General features: G+C 74.2%; 4 protein-coding genes. 3 read left to right on the plus strand and 1 reads right to left on the minus strand.

Annotated features, from left to right (window positions below; genetic code table 11):
• Positions 1-386 (plus strand): LysE/ArgO family amino acid transporter (locus ACFQ3T_RS35530; protein ID WP_380730353.1); only part of this gene is annotated, 386 nt, incomplete at its 5' end.
• 2 nt (positions 387-388) lie between these two features.
• Here ACFQ3T_RS35530 and ACFQ3T_RS35535 read toward each other — a convergent pair.
• On the minus strand, positions 389-1,462 hold the full coding sequence (locus ACFQ3T_RS35535; protein WP_380730355.1) for an epoxide hydrolase family protein: 1,074 nt from the start codon (positions 1,460-1,462) through the stop codon (positions 389-391).
• A gap of 104 nt (positions 1,463-1,566) precedes the next feature.
• On the opposite strand from ACFQ3T_RS35535, the gene ACFQ3T_RS35540 reads away from it, so the two are divergent.
• Complete coding sequence (locus ACFQ3T_RS35540; RefSeq protein WP_380730357.1) at positions 1,567-1,956, plus strand: MmcQ/YjbR family DNA-binding protein; 390 nt, start codon at positions 1,567-1,569, stop codon at positions 1,954-1,956.
• Between the two features lie 18 nt (positions 1,957-1,974).
• Positions 1,975-3,078: NACHT domain-containing protein (locus tag ACFQ3T_RS35545; RefSeq protein WP_380730360.1), on the plus strand; the 1,104-nt coding region annotated here is incomplete at its 3' end.

The following is a 3,078-nucleotide window of genomic DNA, read 5'->3' on the forward strand; positions in this document are numbered from 1 at the left end:
CGGACGGTGCGGGCGGGGCGGTGGCGGGAGCCGGTGCGGCGGGTCCGGAGGTCGCGGGCGCGGGCGGTCCGGCCGCTAGAGCGGCGGGCAAGGCGGGTGGGGGAGCGGGTGCGGCGGCGATCGTGACGTGCTTGGCGCTGACCTGGCTCAACCCGCACGTGTACCTGGACACCGTGCTGCTGCTCGGCACGGCGTCCACGAGCTTCGGCGGCGACCGGTGGTGGTTCGGTGCGGGGGCGATGGCGGGCAGCGTGTTGTGGTTCACCGCGCTCGGGTTCGGCGCGCGGTGGTTGTCGGGCACCTTCGCCCGGCCCTCGGCGTGGCGGGTGCTGGACGCGGCGGTCGCCGTGGTGGTCACGGCGACCGGCGTCTCCCTCGTCGTGTAGCGCTACGAGCGGCCCGCGAAGAACTTCCGGAGGTCGCCGACGAACAGGTCGGGCGTCTCCAGCGCGGCGAAGTGGCCGCCCCGGTCGAACTCGCTCCAGTGCTCGACCCGGTAGCGCAGTTCCGCCAACGGCCGCACGGACAGCACGATGTCGTGCGCGAACACGGCCACGCCGAGCGGCGCGGGGCAGTCGTTCCCGACGATGCCCGTCTCGCGTGCCAGCCTCGCCGACGAGCCGGCCGTGCCGGTGAGCCAGTACAGCATCACGTTGGTGAGGACGCGGTCGACGTCGATCTCGCAGTCGGGGTCGACCCACTCGGCGAACTTCTCCGCGTTCCACGCCAGCTGGCCGACCGGCGAGTCCGTCAACGCGTAGGCGACGGTCTGCGGCCGGGTCGCGTGCACCACCTGGTAGCCGGGGCGGCTCCGGATCATGGCCCTGATCTTCACCAGCCGTCGTTCGTCCTCTTCGGACAGTGCGACGCCGTCCACGGGTGGCGTGGGCAGGTAGTTCACGTGCACGGCCACGACGTGCTCGGGCACGGCGGCGGCCACGGCCCTGGCGATGCCGGAGCCCCAGTCGCCGCCCTGCGTGCCGTAGCGGTCGTAGCCGAGGCGGCGCATCAGCTCGGCGAACGCCCGCGCCACGCGGTGGACGTCCCAACCGCGCGACGTCGTGGGTCCGGACAGCCCGAAGCCGGGGATCGACGGGACGACCAGGTGGAAGTCCCGTGACAGCGGCTCGACGACGTCCAGGAACTCGACCACGGACCCCGGCCAGCCGTGGACCAGCACGAGCGGCAGGGCGTCCGGGTTCGCCGACCGGACGTGGAGGAAGTGCACGCGCTGGCCGTCGATCGCGGTGGTGAACTGCGGCAGGGCGTTCAGCTCGGCCTCGTGCCGCCGCCAGTCGTAGGCGTGGAGCCAGTGGTCGGCCAGCTCGCGGACGCGGGCGAGCGGGAAGCCGTAGTCGAGGCCCGCGTCGGGCAGCTCGTCGGGCCACCGGGTGCGGGCGAGCCGGTCGCGCAGGTCGTCCAGGTCGGCTTGCGGGACGTCGAGGGTGAAGGGCGTGATCATGGCGGGCTCCCTGGATGTTGGTGACGCCAACGATACTTGAGAACGTTGGTGACGCCAACGATTAATCGGGCGCGCTGTCGGACCCCCGGTCTACCGTTTGCGGCATGGCCACCTGGGACGACGTGCACCGCATCGCCACCGCGCTGCCCGAGGTCACCGAGCGCGAGTCCGGCGAGGGGCTGATCAGCTGGCGGGTGAAGGACAAGGCGTTCGCCTGGGACCGGCCGCTGCGCAAGGCCGACCTGGCCGCCCTCGGCGCCGCCGCGCCGGACGGTCCCGTGCTCGCCGCGAGCGTGCCGGACCTCGGGGCGAAGGAGGCGCTGCTCGCCGACGACCCGGCCGTCTACTTCACCACCCCGCACTTCGACGGGTACGCGGCGATCCTGGTCCGCCTGGCGGAGATCGACACCGCCGAGCTGACCGAGCTGCTGACCGAGGCGTGGCTGTGCCGCGCGCCGAAACGTCTCGCGAAGCGGCACGAGGACGATCACTGACCCGTAGGCTGCCGGCTGATGAGATCACCGGGACTGCTGCCGACCGTCGCGGCCACCCTGCTGGTCATCCTCATCGGCCTGCTGACGAACCTCGTCACCGACGACGACCCGCCGGCCTGGGGGTGGCCGGTGTGGGGCTGCGTCGCGCTGGGCCTCGTCGTGGTCGAGACCGGCCGTCACCTCGGCTCCCGGCGCGGCGCGTCCGCCAACCCGGAGCCGTCCGCGCGCGACCGGTCGCGCGCGCTGGCCCGCGTGCGCAAGCACGTCGACACGTCGTTGCGGCAGGCGTTGGGCGACGTCGAGACCTTGACGCTCGTCGTCCGCACCGACGAGGGCGACGTGACGGCGACCGCCGCCTACGACCGCGACGAGTCGCTGGCGCTGCTCGGCGCGGCCGGGTCCGGCAAGAGCACTGAGCTGCTGCGGCTGGCCGGAGCGCTGGTCGACCGGGCCGAACGGGACGCCGACGAGCCGATCCCGGTCGTGCTGTCCCTGGCCGGCTGGGGCGTGAGCCGCCGGTCCGGGCTCGCCGACGTGCTGCGCCCGCGCTCCCGGCGGCGCGAGGAGCCACCGGAGGCGTTGCCGGACTGGCTGGTCGGGCAGATGAGCGCCCGGTACGGCGTCGTCCCGCAGATCGCCCGCGCCTGGCTCGCCAACCGGAAGCTCGCGCTGCTGCTCGACGGCCTGGACGAGGTCCGGCCGGACCTGCGGGACCGGTGCGCGCGGGCCATCGACGAGCTGGTCGCCGACCTGGCCCAGCCGCCGATGGCGGTGGCCTGCCGGACCGCCGACTACCCGGGCCTGCGGCTGCGGACGACCGCGACGATGGTGCCGCTCAGCGCCGAGCAGGTCGCACGGCACCTCGCCGGCGTGCCCGCCCACCTGCGCGAGCTCGTGGACGGCCCGCTGTGGCTGCGGGTGGTGAAGACCCTGCCCGACCCGGCCCGCGTCGAACCGCGTCGGCTCCTCGACGCCTACCTCGCCGAACTGCTCGACCGGCGCGGCGGCGAGCACCGCACGCGGGTGGTGCGGCGGCACGGCCTGCTGGCCCGGCACGGCGCGGACGACGAGCGGATCGACCCGGACGGCGTGCTCGTGCCGTCCGCCGCGGTCGCCCTGCGC

Origin of the sequence: Saccharothrix hoggarensis, from assembly GCF_042678885.1 — a bacterium.
GTDB lineage: Bacteria > Actinomycetota > Actinomycetes > Mycobacteriales > Pseudonocardiaceae > Actinosynnema > Actinosynnema hoggarensis.